15 protein-coding genes are annotated in these 17,145 nt (G+C 64.4%); 12 read left to right on the forward strand and 3 right to left on the reverse strand.

All coding sequences use genetic code 11. The features are described 5' to 3' along the window. The first annotated feature begins 194 nt into the window (after positions 1-194). From ACFFUC_RS16415 to ACFFUC_RS16455, 9 genes are all read left to right on the forward strand, one after another. Positions 195-1,862 carry a Na/Pi cotransporter family protein gene (locus tag ACFFUC_RS16415; protein ID WP_377687940.1) on the forward strand — a complete coding sequence of 556 codons (1,668 nt, stop codon included), beginning with the start codon at positions 195-197 and terminating at the stop codon, positions 1,860-1,862. A gap of 174 nt (positions 1,863-2,036) precedes the next feature. Continuing rightward, entirely contained in the window at positions 2,037-3,338 is a 1,302-nt protein-coding gene (locus ACFFUC_RS16420) for a replication-associated recombination protein A (protein WP_377687942.1), read from the forward strand. Between the two features lie 578 nt (positions 3,339-3,916). Then, positions 3,917-5,389, forward strand: coding sequence for an ABC transporter substrate-binding protein (locus tag ACFFUC_RS16425; protein ID WP_377687943.1), 1,473 nt, complete (start codon positions 3,917-3,919; stop codon positions 5,387-5,389). 25 nt (positions 5,390-5,414) lie between these two features. After that, positions 5,415-6,356 (forward strand): ABC transporter permease, encoded by a 942-nt coding sequence (locus ACFFUC_RS16430; protein ID WP_377687944.1) that lies wholly within the window; start codon positions 5,415-5,417, stop codon positions 6,354-6,356. Positions 6,357-6,359: 3 nt separating this feature from the next. Then, complete coding sequence (locus tag ACFFUC_RS16435; RefSeq protein ID WP_377687945.1) at positions 6,360-7,223, forward strand: ABC transporter permease; 864 nt, start codon at positions 6,360-6,362, stop codon at positions 7,221-7,223. Position 7,224: 1 nt separating this feature from the next. Continuing rightward, positions 7,225-8,349 (forward strand): amidohydrolase family protein, encoded by a 1,125-nt coding sequence (locus ACFFUC_RS16440; RefSeq protein WP_377687947.1) that lies wholly within the window; start codon positions 7,225-7,227, stop codon positions 8,347-8,349. Beyond that, on the forward strand, positions 8,346-9,365 hold the full coding sequence (locus ACFFUC_RS16445; protein ID WP_377687948.1) for an ABC transporter ATP-binding protein: 1,020 nt from the start codon (positions 8,346-8,348) through the stop codon (positions 9,363-9,365). Before ACFFUC_RS16440 ends, ACFFUC_RS16445 begins: the two co-directional genes overlap by 4 nt. Beyond that, a complete protein-coding gene (locus tag ACFFUC_RS16450; RefSeq protein ID WP_377687949.1) occupies positions 9,358-10,329 on the forward strand; it encodes an ABC transporter ATP-binding protein in 972 nt (323 codons plus the stop codon). The genes ACFFUC_RS16445 and ACFFUC_RS16450 overlap by 8 nt, the downstream gene beginning before the upstream one ends. Next, complete coding sequence (locus tag ACFFUC_RS16455; protein ID WP_377687951.1) at positions 10,326-10,847, forward strand: RidA family protein; 522 nt, start codon at positions 10,326-10,328, stop codon at positions 10,845-10,847. Before ACFFUC_RS16450 ends, ACFFUC_RS16455 begins: the two co-directional genes overlap by 4 nt. Before the next feature lie 5 nt (positions 10,848-10,852). On the opposite strand, the gene ACFFUC_RS16460 is transcribed toward ACFFUC_RS16455, so the two are convergent. Continuing rightward, positions 10,853-11,617, reverse strand: coding sequence for an IclR family transcriptional regulator (locus ACFFUC_RS16460; RefSeq protein WP_377687952.1), 765 nt, complete (start codon positions 11,615-11,617; stop codon positions 10,853-10,855). Between the two features lie 47 nt (positions 11,618-11,664). Between ACFFUC_RS16460 and ACFFUC_RS16465 the strand changes: the two genes are divergently transcribed. After that, entirely contained in the window at positions 11,665-12,837 is a 1,173-nt protein-coding gene (locus tag ACFFUC_RS16465) for an aminotransferase class V-fold PLP-dependent enzyme (protein ID WP_377687953.1), read from the forward strand. A gap of 256 nt (positions 12,838-13,093) precedes the next feature. Here ACFFUC_RS16465 and ACFFUC_RS16470 read toward each other — a convergent pair whose 3' ends face one another. Both ACFFUC_RS16470 and ACFFUC_RS16475 read right to left on the reverse strand, forming a co-directional pair. Next, positions 13,094-13,795, reverse strand: a complete 702-nt coding sequence (locus ACFFUC_RS16470) for a hypothetical protein (RefSeq protein WP_377687954.1) — start codon at positions 13,793-13,795, stop codon at positions 13,094-13,096. Positions 13,796-14,249: 454 nt separating this feature from the next. After that, complete coding sequence (locus ACFFUC_RS16475; protein WP_377687956.1) at positions 14,250-15,347, reverse strand: helix-turn-helix transcriptional regulator; 1,098 nt, start codon at positions 15,345-15,347, stop codon at positions 14,250-14,252. A gap of 254 nt (positions 15,348-15,601) precedes the next feature. Here ACFFUC_RS16475 and ACFFUC_RS16480 point away from each other — a divergent pair, with 254 nt between their 5' ends. Both ACFFUC_RS16480 and ACFFUC_RS16485 read left to right on the forward strand, forming a co-directional pair. Continuing rightward, positions 15,602-16,381 (forward strand): transporter substrate-binding domain-containing protein, encoded by a 780-nt coding sequence (locus ACFFUC_RS16480; RefSeq protein ID WP_377687957.1) that lies wholly within the window; start codon positions 15,602-15,604, stop codon positions 16,379-16,381. Between the two features lie 70 nt (positions 16,382-16,451). Next, positions 16,452-17,120, forward strand: coding sequence for an amino acid ABC transporter permease (locus ACFFUC_RS16485; protein ID WP_377687958.1), 669 nt, complete (start codon positions 16,452-16,454; stop codon positions 17,118-17,120). The last annotated feature ends 25 nt before the right edge of the window (positions 17,121-17,145 follow it).

Here is a 17,145-nt window from a genome sequence, read left to right on the forward strand (position 1 = left end):
AAAACATCCTTTCGGATGTGGTCCGGAGCGATTATTCCCTGCTATCGCTTAGATTTTCGACAGTTCCGTGACAAGAGACCGCAATAGCTCCGCAGGGAGATTGCCGCAGTCATACGAAATTCTTGCACTGCTGTGCAACAGCTGCCACGATGGATCCCAACCGGACGAAGTTGCCGGCGGGCAGGGGGTGTGGCGTGGCCTCGACAATTCAGCTTATCGACCTGCTCGGCGCGGTGGCGCTGCTGCTCTGGGGGCTTGATCTCATCAAGACCGGCGTGCTCGCGGCCTTTGGCACGCAGCTGCGGCAATGGCTGGCGCGGGGCACGCGCAACCGCGTCAGCGCCGCATTCTGGGGCTTCGTGGCGACGCTTGGACTGCAGTCGAGCACAGCGACCGCCGTGCTGATCGCCTCTTTCACCGCGCGCGATCTCGTGCGGCCGCGCATGGCGCAAGCGATGATGCTTGGCGCGAACCTCGGCACGGCGGTGGTGACGGTGGTCTTGTCGAGCGACCTGCATTGGCTCGGGAGCGCGCTGATCTTTCTGGGTGTTTGGCTCTCCAAGGGCGGCGGGGCCGAGAGGTCCCGCGCGATCGGGCGCGCCGTGTTGGGGCTGGGGTTGATGCTGCTGGCGCTTCAACTTCTCGGCGCGGTGACGGCGCCGCTGCGGGCCGCGCCCACGGTCGCGATGGTGCTTTCGGCGCTGGCCGATGCGCCGGTGATCGCGGCGATCGTGGCGGCTCTGCTGGCGATGCTCGGCTCGTCGAGCCTCGCGGTCGTGGTGTTGGTGATGATGCTCGCCGCGGCAGGCGTCGTCGGGCCGGAGCTCGCATTGACGCTGGTCGCCGGTGCCAATCTTGGCGGCGCGGTGCCGCCTTTTCTGGCGGTTCAGGGCGAGGGGATCGCCGCAAGGCGGCTCACGCTCGCCAATCTCGTGGTGCGGGCCAGCGGCGCGCTGGTCGTCGTGATCGCCGCGGACCCGCTGGCGCGCGCAGTTTCGCAGGTCGCGCAGGATCCGGCGAATTTCGTGGTCCTCGCGCATCTGTCGTTCAATCTGACGCTGTTGCTGGTCTTTCTTCCGGTTCTGGACGGGGTCGGCCAGCTGGCCGCGCGTCTGCTGCCGACCCCGCGGACCGAGGACCGCACCGCACAGAGCTATCTCGACGACAGCCTGCTCGGCATGCCGGAAATGGCGCTGGCGGTTGCCGCGCGCGAGGCGTTGCGGCTCGGCGATGTCACCGGCGCGATGCTCGGTCGGGCGCGCGATGTCCTGACCACCGGCGAGGAGGCCGCGATTGCGGCGATTGCGGGGCTGGAGCAGGAGGTGGACGGGCTTCACGAGGCGATCAAGCTTTATGTCGCCCGATTGAATCGAGGTGCGCTTACCGCGCAGGAGGAACGGCGGGCACAAGACATCATGTCCTATGCGATCAACCTCGAGCATGTCGGCGATACCGTCAATCGCGGCCTTGCGGGGATTGCGGCCAAAAGGGCGCGCAAAAACCTCAGCTTTTCGGATGAAGGGCTGGCCGAGCTGACGGAGTTTTTTGACCATACGCGCGAGAACCTCGAGCTGGCGCAGGCGATTTTCCTGTCGCGCGATCCGCTGCTCGCACGGCGTCTGATCGACCGGAAGCTCGGGAGCCGCAAACTCGAAGCGCAATCCGCCGCGCGCCATCTGGAGCGGGTGCGCGAGGGGCGGGCGCAGGCCATCGAAACCAGCGCGATTCATCTGGACCTGCTGCGCGATCTCAAACGGATCAACGCGCATCTCGCTTCGGTGGCCTATCCGATCATGGAGGAATTGGGCGAATTGCGCGAAACCCGCCTCTCCGAGCCCAGAGGCGTCGCGCGTCCCGCCTGAACCTGGCGCCGCGCGCGCCGCCAATTCACCGAGCGGCTTTGACATTCGGCGGGCCCTCATCCTAAGTCGGCATTCGGCCGGTAGGGACACCCCATCCCGACCTTTTCCCAACCTGCCGCAAGGCGGCGTCGCGATCCGGCGCCTTGCATTGTCCTGACCCCGAGGTGCGCCCGCATGGATCTTTTTGACAAAGCCGAGCCGCTTTCCGAGCAGCCGCTTGCGGCACGGATGCGCCCGCGCACGCTGGACGAGATTGTCGGCCAGCACGCCATTACCGCCGAAGGCTCGACGCTGCGGCGCCGGATCAAGGCAAAAGCCTTGGGCAGCATCATTCTCTACGGCCCGCCGGGTGTCGGCAAGACCTCGATTGCGCAGGCGGTCGGCGCGATGATCGGCAAGGAGTTCCGCCAGCTTCATGCCACGCGGGCCGGTGTCGCGGATCTGCGCAAACTGGCCGACGAGGCCCGCATGAAGCCCTTGCTCATCTTCGTCGACGAGGTTCACCGCTTTTCCGCCACGCAAGCCGACGACCTGCTGTCGATCTGCGAAAACGGGGTCGCCGATTTCATGGGGGCGACGACCGGCAACCCCTATCATACGCTGCCGCCGGCGCTGGTCTCGCGCTCGACCATCCTGAAGCTGGAACCCGTGGCCATCGCGGATATGGAGCAGCTGGTCCGGCGCGGCATCGCGCAGCTTGTCCGCGAAGGCGCGCCCGTCAGCATGTCGGATGCGCAGATCAAGACGCTGGCGGGCCGCTCGGGCGGGGATGTGCGCCGTGCGCTGACCACGCTTGAAGGGCTGGCCGTCGGGCGCGGTCCGAATGAGGTCGAGATCACCGACGCGATGATGGACGAGGCCTTTGCCGCCGCCCCGGTCAATCATGACAGATCGGGCGACGCCCATTACGACATCACCTCGGCCTTCGTGAAATCCATGCGCGGATCTGACCCCGACGGCACGCTTTACTGGCTGGCGCGCATGATCCATGCGGGCGAGGATCCGCGCTATATCGCGCGCCGGATCATGATCCATGCCTCGGAAGATGTGGGCCTTGCCGATAATAGCGCGCTGCAAACCGCCGTTGCCGCGCTGCATGCGGTCGAGAAAATCGGCTATCCCGAGGCCCAGATCATCCTTGCCCATGCGGCTTTGCATGTGGCGCGCGCGCCCAAATCGAACGCGGCCCATCGCGGGATCGCATTGGCGATGGGCTATGTCACCTCCGAGGCGCCGCTGAATGTGCCGCTTTATCTGCGCGACACCCATTACAAAGGCGCGGCAAAGCTGGGTCACGAGGGCTATCTTTTCCCCCATGACGATGCGCGCGGCTGGGTCGAGCAGGATTACACGCCGGGCATCCCGCGCGGCAGCTTTTACCAAAGCGACGGCCGCGGCGGCGCAACCTTCGAAAGCCGCTCGGATGATTTCTGGGAGCGGCTGCAGATGCGGCCGCAAGCCAAGACGAAATGGTGACGTGATCCATTCCGCGGGCCGTGGCCGCGGCGCGGAGCAGGCGCGCCACGCTCTGACGCGTCGAAATCCCTAAGTCTGCTCCGATGGAGCCCGCATGTCTGAATGCGCAGGCGGTGCCGCGCGATTCACCCCCGCATGGCTTTTGTCGTCATGTCGTCGCGCGACACGCAAGCGCAGGCCGTGGCAGAAAGAGGCTGATCGCCGCGCTTTCCGGCCAAAACGCTCCGGCCATCGTCCGAGACCCCTTGCCGCGACGCCCCGAGCGCTTCGCGCGCCCGAGCGGCGCATTCTCCGCTTGGACGACAATGCCATGAAACGCTCGGACAGGGACGCGATTTCCCGCCTCTTCGGGCTCTCGGCTCGTGGCGCGAAGCGCCCGCGCCTCTCGGCCGCGACTCCGGCAGAAACTCCCGCTTCCCCACCCGTGACCCGACTCCCCGTGACGAAAGCGAAATCCCCTCACAGACGAAACGCTTGACAGACGATCTTCCGAATGACGTAATAATGGGAGATATGCCATAATAGTGGAGGTTGCGTTGTCCTTTCCCCGATCCTTCTTCCTGGCTACGGCCGCATCTATGCTTATGGTGCCGCCGGCTTTGGCTGCCGGCGTCGTGAATGTCGCCATTGTGGGCGAGCCTGATACCCTTGATCCGGTTGTCTCGACCAAGGATGTCGTCAGCATTGTTACCCAACACGTTGTCGAGACGCTCTATACCTTTGATTCGCAATGGAATGTCGCGCCTCTTCTGGCCAAGGACATGCCTAGCATATCGCCGGATGGTCTGGTCTATGATATTCCGCTTCGGACGGATGTGACATTCCACGACGGTTCGGCGCTCGATCCCGAGGACGTGGTTTCCTCGTTGAACCGTTGGCTCAAGCTCGCCACGCGCGGCAAAGGCGCGGCGGACAAGATCGCGGAAATCAAGGCCGTCGGTCCGGATACCGTCCAGATCACGCTTTCCACGCCCTATGCGCCGCTCTTGTCGCTGCTGGCCTTCTCGAACTCCGCAGCGGCGATCTATCCGTCCGAGAACCAGGCGGACCAGCTGGAGAAAGTCGTCGGAACAGGCCCCTATCAGGTCGGCGAGCGGGTTCCGGATCAATATCTCCAACTCGTCCGGTTCGACGGTTTCAAACCGCGCGAAGAGCCGACAAACGGCGGTGCCGGAAAGCGCGGGCAGGTGCCCGACGAGATCCGCTTCATTCCCACTCCGGATCCCAACACGCGGGTCGAGGGCTTGCTTTCGGGCCAGTTCGACTTTGCCGACAGCCTGCCCGCCGAGTCTTTCGACCGCGTGTCGGCAAGCAGCACGGCGGAGCCGATGATGCTCGAAGGCTTTGGCTGGCCCGTCTTTGCCGTGAACCACAAAGAGGGATTGATGACCAATCCGGGCATCCGGCAGGCCGTGCAGATGGCTCTGCCGATGGACGACATGATGTTCGCGGCCTTCGGGGACGACAAGTTCTTCAAGACCGATGGTGCGATGTATCCCGAAGGCTGGCCGTGGCGGGTCGAGAACGGGATCGAGCTCTACAACGTGAACGATCCCGCCAAAGCGGCCGAGGCGCTGTCCGCGGCAGGCTATGACGGCACGCCGCTGCGCATTCTCACGTCGCGCCAGTACGAGTTCCACTACAAGATGGCCGAAGTCGCGAAAATGGCGCTGGAGGCGGCCGGCCTCAAGGTTCAGCTGGACGTTGTCGATTGGGCGACACTGGGAGAGCAGCGCAACAATCCCGCCCTGTGGGACATCTACATTTCGCATTCGCCTTTCCTGCCCGAGCCCGCCCTGACGGACATGTATTTCACGACATCCCGCCTCGGCTGGAGCGAGCCCGAAAAGGACAAGATCGCCGAGGCCTTTCTGGCCGAAACCGATCAGGCGAAACGCGTCGAGCTGTTCGGGCAGCTTCAGGGCGCCAATCTCGCGGATGTCGGCTTCATCAAGATCGGCAACTTCAATGCGGTTCTGGGCAAGTCGAAGGCTCTGAACGGGGTCGATCCGTCGCCTTGGCCGTATTTCTGGAATGCGTCGAAAGAGTGACCGCGTGATCGGGTAGGAGGCGTTCGTGTCCCGTTATATCCTCAAGCGTTTCGGCGGGCTGATCGTCGTTGTCCTGCTCGTCCTGACGATCTCTTTCGTGATCGTCAGGCTCGCGCCCGGTGACCCTGCCGCCTTGATGCTGGGGCCGGACGCGACGCCTGCCGATGCGGCGGCCTTGCGCGAACGCCTCGGCCTCGACCGCTCGATCGCCGAACAATATCTGGCCTATATGTCGCGCGCCCTTCGCGGCGATCTCGGCCAGTCGCTCTACTTCAGCCGTCCGGTCACCAGCGTCCTTGCCGAAAGGGCCGAGCCGACCGTGCTTTTGGCGCTGATGTCGTTGCTCATCGCGCTGGTGATCGCGCTGCCTATCGGCGTTTGGTCGGCCTATCGCCGCGGCTCGTTCTTCGATCAGGCGAGCATATCGACAGCGATGTTGGCAGCCTCGATCCCCTCGTTCTGGACCGGACTGATGTTCCAGCGCTATTTCGCCACCGAACTGGGGTGGTTTCCGGCAGCCGGATACGGCGGACCCGGCGCCACATTTGACGAGCGCATCTGGCATCTGCTGCTGCCCTCGATCGTGCTGGGGATTGTGAACTCGGCGCTGATCCTGCGGTTCACGCGGGCCTCGATGCTCGATGTTCTCGGCGAGGATTACATCCGCACCGCGCGCTCGAAAGGCATGGGCGAGAGGCGCGTTCTGCTCCGCCACGCGCTGAAGAATGCGGCAATCCCTGTCGTGACGGTCATCGGCCTGACCTTCGCGATGCTGGTCTCGGGGGCGGTGGTGACGGAGCGCGTCTTCAACATTCCCGGCATGGGGAATTTGGTCGTCAGCGCCGTCGAGCGCCGCGATTATCCCGTGATCCAGGGCACTCTGGTCGTTGTGGCCACGCTTTATATCCTGATCAACCTCGCAGTGGACCTGCTTTATCTGCTGATCGACAAGCGCGTGAGGTACTGAGAAATGGCAGCTTCCGGAACCCGCGTTTTCGAGAACCCCGGCCTGTGGCGGACGATGGCCCGTCGGCCGGCGGTCCTGATCGCGCTCGCCGTCTTTGTGCTGATCCTGCTGTCTGCGGTTTTCGCATCCCAGCTGGCTCCGGCGGATCCGGCGCGCATGTCGGTGCGGGCAAGGCTTATCCCCCCCGGCTCCGAACATCTGATGGGCACCGATGCCTTCGGGCGAGACGTCCTGTCGCGGATCCTGTTTGCGGGACGCGTCTCGCTCACCATCGGGGTCGGTGTCGCGGTTCTGGCCACAGCGGCAGGCATCGTTCTCGGCATGCTCGGCGGCTATTTCAGGGCATTGGACGCGCCGATATCGCGGCTGATCGACGCGATGATGGCCTTTCCCGACATTCTGCTCGCGATCTCGCTGGTCGCCATCTTCGGCGGCTCGGTCAGCAACGTCATCATCGCGCTTTCGATCGTCTATACGCCGCGGATCGCGCGGATCGTGCGGGCGGCGACCCTGGTAATCCGCGAGCTGCCCTTTGTCGAAGCGGCACGCGCCCTCGGCTCGTCCACCGTGACGATCATGCGCCAGCACATCCTGCGCAACATCGTGTCTCCCGTTGTCGTGCAGGCGACCTTCATCTTTGCCTATTCGATGCTGGCGGAGGCCGGACTTTCGTTCCTCGGCGTCGGGGTCAACCCCTCCGTCCCGACCTGGGGCACGATGATCAACGAGGGCCGGCAGACGCTCGACCAGGCGTTCTATCTCATTGTTTTTCCCGGATTGGCGATCTCTCTCGCCGTCCTCAGTCTTCAGATGATCGGCGACGGTTTGCGCGATGCTCTGGACCCCCGACTTGCCAAAGAGGCCTGATATGTCCCTGACGCTTAAAAACTTCCGCCCCGTCGGCTTCAACGATCCGGTCGACGTGATCCATATCGGGCCGGACGGCATGATCCGCGACGAGGCTGCCGAAGGCGCCGTGCCCGTCGATTGCGGCGGAGCCTATCTTTCGGCGGGCTGGAGCGACCTGCATGTCCACGTCTGGCACGGCGGCACCGACATTTCCGTGCGCGCTTCCGAAGCGGGGCGGGCAACGGGGGTGACATCGATGGCCGATGCCGGCTCGGCGGGCGAGGCCAATTTCCACGGGCTGCGGGAATATGTCATCGACCCCGCCGCCGAGACGGTGCGCGCATTCCTCAACATCGGTTCGATCGGGCTGGTTGCCTGCAACCGTGTTCCGGAATTGATCGACATGCGCTCGATCGACATCGACCGCACCCTTGCGGTGATCGAGGCCAACCGTGACGTGATCTGCGGGATCAAGGTGCGCGCCAGCGGTGTCATCGTCGGCAGCTGGGGCATCACGCCCGCAAAGATCGCCAAACGCATCGCCGAGATGTGTGAGCTGCCGCTGATGGTCCACGTCGGAGAGCCGCCGCCGCTGATCGACGAGGTTTTCGATATCCTGACGCCCGGCGATATCGTGACCCATTGCTTCAACGGCAAGCGGGCGGGCTCGATCAGGGACACACCGGCTTTGTGGGCACAGGCGCGGCAGCTGTCGGACAGCGGCGTCAGGATGGATATCGGACATGGTGCCGCCTCCTTCGATTTCGACGTCGCCCGTCGCGCGATCTCGGAAGGGTTCAAGCCGTGGTCGATTTCGACCGACCTCCACCTGCGCAATATCGCGGGCCCCGTGCATGATCTGGCGACCACCGCCTCCAAGCTTCTGGCGGTCGGTCTGGGGCTCGAGGATGCGGTGACCGCGATCACGACCAACCCCCGCAGCATTATCGGGCTCGGCGGCCCCGACGGGATGGCGGCGGGGCGGCGGGCGGATTTTACCGTCTTCGATCTCGCCGACTGCGACATGATCGCGACCGACAGCGACGGCGGCGTGCTGCGTCTCGAAAAGGTGCTCGAACCGCGCATGACGATCATTGGCGCCGATGTGCAGGCGGCCGCGCGGCGGATCGGGGCGCCCAGATGAGCGCGCCGCGCATCCTGAGCGTCGAGAGCCTGCGCGTCGGTTTCGGATCCGGCGCGCGGTCGATCACTGCTCTGCGGGATGTCAGCTTCAGCATCGAACGCGGCAAGACGCTTGCTCTGGTGGGCGAAAGCGGATCGGGAAAATCGGTCACCTCCCTGTCGATTTTGGGGCTTCTGCCCAAGGGAGGCCGGATACTGGGCGGCCGGATCAACTATCGCAACCGCGACGGCTCCGTCAGCGATCTGGCGGACCTTCGCGCGTCGGGAATGCGCAGGATCCGCGGCAGCGAGATCTCGATGATCTTTCAGGAGCCGATGTCGTCGATGAACCCGCTGTTCACGATCGGCGACCAGATCGGCGAGATGCTGTTGCTGCATAGCAATCTCGATAGCCGCGCCAGACGTGCCCGCGTGATCGAGATGCTTGAAATGGTCGAGATCCCGGGGGCCTCGAGCCGCGTCGACGCCTATCCCCACGAGCTGTCGGGCGGCATGCGCCAGCGCGTGATGATCGCGATGGCTTTGGTCTGCGCCCCGCAACTCCTCATCGCGGACGAGCCGACGACTGCGCTCGACGTGACGGTTCAGGCCCAGATCCTCGACCTCATGCGCCGCCTTCAGCGCGAGCTCGGAATGTCGATCCTGTTCATCACGCATGATATGGGCGTGGTTGCCGAGATGGCCGACGAGGTTGCCGTCATGTATGCGGGCGGGGTCGTCGAACAGGCCGATGTGGACCGCATGTTCGACCACACCGGCCATCCCTATACACAGGGCTTGCTGGCATCGATCCCGCGTCCGGACCGGACGGCAGGCGAGCGGCTCCGCGCCATTCCCGGCAGCGTTCCGCCGCTTTACGCGATCCCGTCGGGATGCGCGTTCCGGCCGCGCTGCCCGCTGGCGATAGGGCCGTGCTCGGGCCCCGTGCCGCTCGCGCCGATGCATCCGCGCCAACTCGTAGCATGCCTGCGCGCGGGAGAACCCGCCTTCACAACGGAAGGGACGGTCCATGTTTGACCAAGACGGAACTCCCCTTGTCCGCATCCGCTCGCTGAGCAAGCGCTTCGACAGCCCGCGCGGCACGGTTCACGCCGTCGAGTCGATCGATCTCGACATCGCCCGTGGTTCGATCGTGGGACTGGTCGGCGAAAGCGGTTCGGGAAAGACCACGCTCGGACGGACCGTCCTGCGCCTGATCGAGCCGACCTCGGGGGAAATCCTCTTTGACGGGAAGGATATCACCGCGATCCCGCAGCGCGAACTGACCGCGATGCGGCGCCGCATGCAGATCGTGTTTCAGGACCCCGTGTCCTCGTTGAACCCCCGTCTGAAGGTCGGGGAAATCATCGCGGAGGGTCTGGTCGCCCATCGGGTCGGCAATGCGGCCGAGCGGCGCGACCGCGTCGCCGCGCTGCTGGAAGAGGTCGGCCTCTCGGCCGATTGCATCAGCCGGTTCCCGCACGAGTTTTCGGGCGGACAAAGGCAGCGCATCGGCATCGCGCGTGCGCTGGCACTCGATCCCGAATTCATCGTCGCCGACGAATCCGTTTCGGCGCTCGATGTGTCGGTTCAGGCGCAGATCCTGAACCTGCTGCTGGATCTGCGGGAGGGACGCGGCCTGACCATGCTCTTCATCGCGCATGATCTGTCGGTCGTCGACTACCTGTGCGATCAGGTTGCGGTCATGTATCTTGGCCGGATCGTCGAAAGCGGGCCTGCGCAGGTCGTGCACCGCGCGCCCGCCCATCCCTATACCAAGGCGCTGCTGTCGGCCGTGCCGGTCCCCGATCCCCATGCTGCACGCAAGCGCGAGATCCTCGCGGGGCAGATTCCCAGCCCGCTCTCCCCTCCGTCGGGCTGCGTGTTCAGAACGCGCTGCCCCAAAGCCACCCAGGAATGCGCTGCTGCCCTTCCTCCGGCAGTAGCGCTTGGCGCGGGCCATGTCGCCCATTGCATCCATATCGAAGGAAACGGCCGATGATGCGACCGGAACTTGAACCGACTGGTCACGACAGCACCGTCAACCCGAACACCTCGCCCGAAGACAAGCTGGCAGCAGCGGCAATCGCGCTGCCCGACCATCCGCCAAAGCCGATCGGCGCTTTCGTCAACGTCCGGCTCCACCGCGAGCTGGCCTATGTCTCCGGTCAGGGGCCAATCGAATTCGACGGGTCGCTCAAATGCGGGAAAGTGGGAGATGACGTCACCGCCGAAGTCGCGCGCGAGCACGCGCGGCTGGTCGGTTTGAACATTCTTGCCGCTCTGCGCGCCGAACTCGGCTCTCTCGATCGCGTCAAGTCGGTGGTCAAACTGTTGGGCCTCGTGAACGCGACGCCGGAATTTCTCCGGCACCCGTTCGTCATCGACGGCGCGTCGGATCTGATGGCGGAAGTATTCGGGAGCGCAGGCCAACACGCGCGTTCGGCCTTCGGGGTTGCCTCGCTGCCGAACAACATCACGGTCGAGATCGAGGCGATTTTCGAGATCAGGCCAAGCTGATGCGGCTAGTGCCCGACGGCATTCTCGACCTCGAGCGCGGCGGCCTGAACGGCAGCGGCCAGTTCGTCGCCGCGCATCTCGACCTGGCGATCCGCCGTCACGATCGAGATCGTGGCGATGCAGACCCCTTTCGCATCGCGGATCGGCGCCGCGATACAGGCGACCGAAAATTCCGACGCGTTCAATTGAACCGCGAGCCTTGCGGCGAAATCCGCCGCTGCCTGATCCGAAAGAACCTTGGGATCGGTCTCGGCCAGCCCAGTGCGGGAAGGTTGTGCAAGCCGTGCAAAGCGCGCGATGCGCTCCGGCTCGGAAAGATGGCCCAACAGCAGCCTGCCGGATGCGGTCCAGTTCAGCGGGACGCGGGTTCCCACCTCGGACGAGATGCGGAAATGCCCCTCGCCGCCGGCCATTGCCACGACCAGCATCATGTCGTCGTCGTTGGTGCAGATCTGGACCGTCTCGCCGGTTTGCCGTGCAAGCTTCCCCATCACCTGTTCCGCAAGGGCAATCGCATCGACATGGCCGCGGTAGACCATGCCGTAACGCATGAGGCGCGGGCCGAGCCAAACGACATTGCCCTCGCGCCGGCTCAGCATGTCGCGCTCGACCAGTTCGTCGACCAGCCGATAGATCGTCGAGGCAGGCGCTCCCGCGGACTTCGCCAATTCATACACCGTCATCGGCACCTGCTTGTCGGCCAGAATGTCCAGCATCTGCAGTGTTCTGTCGATTCCGCTGGTTCTCTTGCGCAGTTGCCCTTCGGTCATGCCTACCTCTTAATGTCAGTCATTCCACAATAAAGGAACACGACCCCATGTCAACGTCAAACCCGGCGCAGTTCTCGATCACCGGATCCCAGACCGGACATAACGAGGATATCCGCCAGCGGCTAGGTCTGAGGCCCATCATCAACGTATCCGGCACGATGACCGCGCTCGGTGCGTCGATCATGCAGAAAGACGCGATCGCCGCCATGGCCGAGATCGCGCCCGAATGGATCGAGATGGATGCCCTTCAGGCGCGAAGCGCCGAGACGATCGCGCGCCTGACAGGAAGCGAATCCGGCTTCGTCACGGCATGCTGCGCGGCGGGCATCAGCCTGACGGTTGCGGCCACGATCACCGGCGACGATCTGCTCGCGGTGGAGCGCCTGCCCGACGACACGGGAGGGCGCCCGAACGAGGTCATTCTCCAGATGGGGCATGACGTGAACTATGGCGCGCCGATCGGCCAGTCCGTCCGGCTTGCGGGGGGCAAGGTCGTCCATGCGGGGACCGTGAGCTCGGTCCAGCCCTATCATGTCGAGAACGCGATTACCGAACGGACGGCAGCGGCGCTCTACGTCGTCAGCCACCACACCGTGCAATACGGCATGCTGCCCCTGACCGAATTCGCGCGCATCTGCCACGCGCACGACATTCCGGTGATTGTGGATGCCGCATCGGAATACGACCTCCGCCGCTTCCTGAGCGAGGGGGCAGACATCGTGGTTTATTCGGGCCACAAATTCCTGTCCGGCCCGACGAGCGGCATCGTCGCCGGCCGCAGGGACCTCGTTCGCGCGGCCTATCTGCAAAACCGCGGCATCGGGCGCGCCATGAAGGTCGGCAAAGAGACCATTGCCGGCGTGATCGCAGCGCTCGAAGCATGGGAGCGGCGCGACGGCGACGCGGTCCGCGCGAGAGAGCGGGCAGCTTTGCAATTGTGGTCGGATGCTCTTGCCGGTCTGCCCGGCATTCAGGCACAGATCGTTCCCGACCCTACGGACAATCCCCTTGACCGGCTGGAAATCCGCGTCGGCACCGGCAGCGGCCATACGGCGGAAGGGCTCGCGAAGATTCTGGCGGCAAACGATCCGCCGATTATCGTTCGCGGGCATGAGGCGAGCCGCGGGCATTTCTATCTCGACCCCTGCAACCTCCATGACGGTGAGGCCGAGATCGTCGCCAATGCGCTCAATGCCGTGCTGCGCGGACAGGCTGGGTGACGGCTCGGGGCGGCCCTTCCCATCCAGAGGGACCGGCCCGCACCATCCCTGATCAAGGCCGGATTCCCGCGCCCGATGCTTTCCCGAAACCGCTCCGTTCCGGTGCAGTCAAAGGGAAGGCATCGGCCCGCCAACCACCTCCGGCGCCGGGAAAGGCCGCGTTTGCGGCCATTCCCCTTGCTCCCTCGATGGCAGGTTCACGGGCGTTTCGCTCCACTCCGAAACCGCGCGGGGTGAAAGCCCCAGCTCCCCGCGCTCAATCGGCCTTCGAGCGGCCATAGAGCGCATCGAAAGCCGCGAAAAGCTTGGTCTGGTAGGCTGCGCGGATCTCGAAACAATCGGTGAGATGGACGTCGCTTTCGGCGGGGACATAGCACCACGCGGCAAGGCCCTGATGCGCGGGATCGCCCGCCGTATCGCGGATATCGAAAAAGCCGTGTCCCGCCGCGCGCGCCTTTTGCGCCAGAATCTCGTTGGCCATCCGGTTGATGCCGGCATGGGCCGCAACCGTCAGACCGGCATTCGCGAGCACATCGGCCAGCGCCTGACGCTCGCCTTCGTCGGTCATCCGCGCGGTGAGGCGGCGATAGGCATAGGTCACCAGCTGGGTCTCGTTGCGCAGGGTCGAGGGGTTGAGCCCCTTGAAAACCAGCTTGCGGCCCGGCAACACCTGTCCGGCCATCGCGACATAGGCCTCGTAGACGGCCGAGAGGTCGGCCTCGGGCGAGGCGGTCGAACCGGCGACATATTTGCGGTAGTAATAGCCGACCTCGGCATCGACCTGCCCATAGGCGAGGCAGATGAAATCCGGTGCCTTTTCAGTGACATCGCGCATGAATTTCTTGTAGGCGAAACGGGATTTCTCGCCCGCCGCGAAGCCCTTGGCCGAGGCCGCGACATAATCGAAAGCCGTGATTTTCGGCGAGCTTGGCGTCAGCACCCCCGACCAACCCATCATGTTGCTTTTCTTGAAATATCGGGAATGGGAATCGCCGAAGCAGAAAATTTCCATGGAACAATCGCCTGTCATGACCAAAACGCGCCGCAATATGCATCATTAGTCTCGGCATCGGGGCAGGGCAATGCGCTCCGCTTTCCGGCGCCGCTCTTTGTGCGCGAAAAAGAAACGGCACCCTAGGTTAACCCCGTCCCCGTGCCCGCTCTGTCGGGCCGTCACGGCCAAGCGATCCCTCGCCCCGACGCCCGTCACCCGCGATCGACGCCATCGGCGCCGGAAAAGGCTCTGCATCGGGCGGGAAAGGGATAACCGGCCCTCCGTACGCGGTGCTGCCGCTGGAGGACCGGGGATGGCTCGGGCGGGTGCCGCCTTAAGCAGTCCGAGGCCAGTTTAGCACGGATTTGCACAAATTGCGCAAAGGAATGCACAGCTGCGCCGGTTCGGCCAAAGGCCGCTACATCATCAGGCGCAGATGTCCCGCGACAGCCCCACCATCCGCCGTGCCCTCGACGGCCGTCGCCACATCCAGAAGTTTTACCAACAGCTCGACCCGCGTCGTCACGCCCAGTTTGTGATAGGCGCGTTTGCGGTGGGTCTTGATGGTCTCGAGCCCGATATGGAGGCTCTCGGCGATATCCTTTTCGCTCTCGCCCGCAATGAGCTGCATGACGACATCGCTTTCGCGCGGCGACAGATCCGCGCCGCCGATCCGGCCGAGGGCGCGTTGCAGCGGGGTTTGCGGCGTCTCGAGCGCGCGGGCGCGTTTTTGCCAATAGCGGCCGCAGATCGCGAAAAGCGAGCTCTGGATCGGGGCCACAGCCGCCAGATCCGCCGCGCTGAAGCCGCGGTTGCCGGTGCGGTAAAGCGCGACCTGAACCGTATCGCGATCCGATACGCGCAAGGCGATGTCGAGCTCCTTGAGGCGCTTCGGCCAGCCCGCGGTCACATAACCCACCTCTTCGCCCTGATCGAGTTCGAGCATCTCGGCCCCGCCCGAGGGCCGCGCCAGCGCCGGATGGCGGGCCATGTTCTCCATCAGATAGAAGCCGCTCTGGATCTTGTGGCGGTGCATCTGGAAGAAGGGGCTGTGGCGGTAGGTGTGTTTGGCATAAGAGGCCAGCACTTCGGAGGCGAGCTGCTCGGGCTGGGAGGTCGAGGCGACCTCGATCAGCGCATTGTCGTGATAAAGCGAGATCATCGCGAGATCGAACGAGATCAGCTCCTGCAGGATCGCGGTGAGCTGGCGGTCGAAATCGGGCTGGTCGGCGGCAAGGATCAACCGCGAGAGCGCCTCGTCCGGACGGCGCGGCACACGCGGCAGCAGGCTGGCGGGGCCGTATGCGGTGGGGCCGGATGGAGAAGTGGCAGGCAGGGCAGGGGCGGGCGCGGAAGTCACGAGGATCTGCGCGGCTGCGGATCGGGGCAGGCCCGCCGGTCCCGGGTTCGCTCCAAGCTCCGGCCCGTTGTTCGGCCCCATATGCGGCGCCTTGGTGGCGGGGGTGAGATGATGGGGGCGGCGATGGGGCCGGCCGGTCTCGTCAAAGGAGGACATTGCGCGCTACCTTGCCGCCCGATGGTCACGATGAAACATCGGGACAAACACCAAATTGGCGCCAGTCCGTCAATATCAATCGCGGCGTGACCTTGCGCTTAGGGGCTCAATTCGGGCGTGTCGGCGGTCATATCCGCGCGATTTCCCCGCGGCACCCGCAAGAAAATGAGGCCACGTCCCCCTGCGGGAGGATATTTGCCGCAAAACGAATCTGGTAAGCGGCTTGATCTCTGATTTTCCCCCGGGAGGAAGATATGCAAGTCAAAACCCTTCTCGCCTCGGCGCTGCTCGTTGCGGGCACTGCGGCACAGGCCCAAGAGGCGCTCAACGTCGCCACCAATATCGCCAACGTCCCCTTCGAATTCCAGGACGGCAGCGGCACGCTGATGGGCTTCGAGGTCGACATCATGCGCCGCATCGGCGAAGAGCTGGGCCGTCCGGTCGAGTTTCAGGAAATGCCCTTCCAGAGCCTCTTTGCCGCCGTGCAGTCGACGCGCTCGAATGTCGCCATCGGCTCGATCACCATCACGCCCGCGCGTCTGGAATCGGTCAGCTTCAGCCAGCCGATCTTCGACGCCGACCAGTGCCTGACCGTCGCCGCAAACGGCGGGATCGAAGGTCTCGAGGGGCTGGAAGGCAAGACGCTGGCCGTCATCACCGGCACCACCGGCGAGATCTGGGCGAGCGAGCAGGAAAGCACGCTGAAATTCGCCTCGATCAGCCGCTATGACGGCAATCAGGATCCGATGATGGATATCGCGACCGGCCGCATCGACGGTTTCGTCCATGATTGCCCGATCGACGCCTATTACATCAAGGACAAGCCGCAGTTCAAAATCGTCGCTACCATTCCGACGAACGAGCAATTCGGCCTGATGCTGCCCAAGGACAGCGCGCTGGTCGAAGAGGTCAACGGCGTCGTCACCAAGCTGAAGGAAAGCGGCGAGATGGCCGCGCTGCACGAAAAATGGTTCGGCATGGCGCCGGCCGCGGATTCGAGCACCGTCAAGGTTCTGCCGGTTCCGGCGCTCTGATCCTTTTCGCCTGAACCACTTCGTCCGGCCCGCCGCTTGACCGGGCCGGACTCCGATTACCGAGGGCTGCATGGACCTGATCACGACATTCTTCAACATCGACGTTCTGAGGCAGGCCGCGCCGCTTTTGCTGCAGGGCTTCTGGCTGACCATCCTTCTCGGGGCGACCTCTCTGGTCATCTCGCTGGCTTTGGGGCTGTTGCTCGTCCTCATGCGGCTTTATGCGCCCAAGCCCCTGCGCCTGCTCGCTGTGGCCTATATCGACATTTTCCGCGCGCTGCCTTTGCTGGTGCTGCTGATCCTCGTCTATTACGCGCTGCCTTTCGTGGGCATCCGCCTGTCCTCCTTCTGGGCCGCGACCGCAGCGCTCTCGCTGGTGGCCTCCGCCTATATGGCCGAGACCTTCCGCGCCGGTATCGAGGCCGTGCCGAAGGGCCAGTTCGAGGCCGCCCAAACCCTCGGCTTCAGCTGGCCGCGCATGATGGCCGACATCATTTTGCCGCAGGCGATGCGCCTTGTGGTGCCGCCGACCACCGGCGTCTCGATCGGGCTGATCAAGGATACCGCGCTCGCCTCGGTCGTCGCGATGCCCGATCTTCTGAAACAGGCGACCCAGACGCAGGCCTTCTACGCCAATCCCTCGCCGCTGGTCGGCGCGGCCCTGCTGTATCTGGCGCTTTTGCTGCCGATGGTGCGCCTCGTGAGCATTCTCGAAGCCCGCCAGAAGCGCAAACGCTGATGTCCGCGACAGACCAGACCGGAGT

This window comes from Paracoccus cavernae (assembly GCF_042430175.1).
Lineage (GTDB): Bacteria > Pseudomonadota > Alphaproteobacteria > Rhodobacterales > Rhodobacteraceae > Paracoccus > Paracoccus cavernae.